The sequence below is a fragment of the Neisseria sp. P0008.S010 genome (assembly GCF_051962715.1).
In the GTDB taxonomy this organism is placed as follows: domain Bacteria; phylum Pseudomonadota; class Gammaproteobacteria; order Burkholderiales; family Neisseriaceae; genus Neisseria; species Neisseria elongata.
On record NZ_JBQCVA010000277.1, the window covers coordinates 1 to 276 of the forward strand.

The window sequence follows — 276 nt, forward strand, 5'->3', positions numbered from 1 at the left end:
GTAATACGTAGGTGGCAAGCGTTGTCCGGAATTACTGGGCGTAAAGAGCACGTAGGCGGGAACTTAAGTCAGGTGTGAAAGACCGGGGCTCAACCTCGGGGTGGCACTTGAAACTGGGTTTCTTGAGGGCAGGAGAGGAAAGTAGAATTCCTTGTGTAGCGGTGAAATGCGTAGAAATCAGGAGGAATACCAGTGGCGAAGGCGACTTTCTGGACTGACCCTGACGCTGAGGTGCGAAAGCATGGGGATCAAACAGGATTAGATACCCGAGTAGTC

General features: G+C 52.2%; 1 rRNA gene. It reads left to right on the plus strand.

Annotated features, from left to right (window positions below):
* Positions 1–276: ribosomal RNA gene (locus ACTHSL_RS13570) — 16S ribosomal RNA — on the plus strand; the annotation flags it as partial.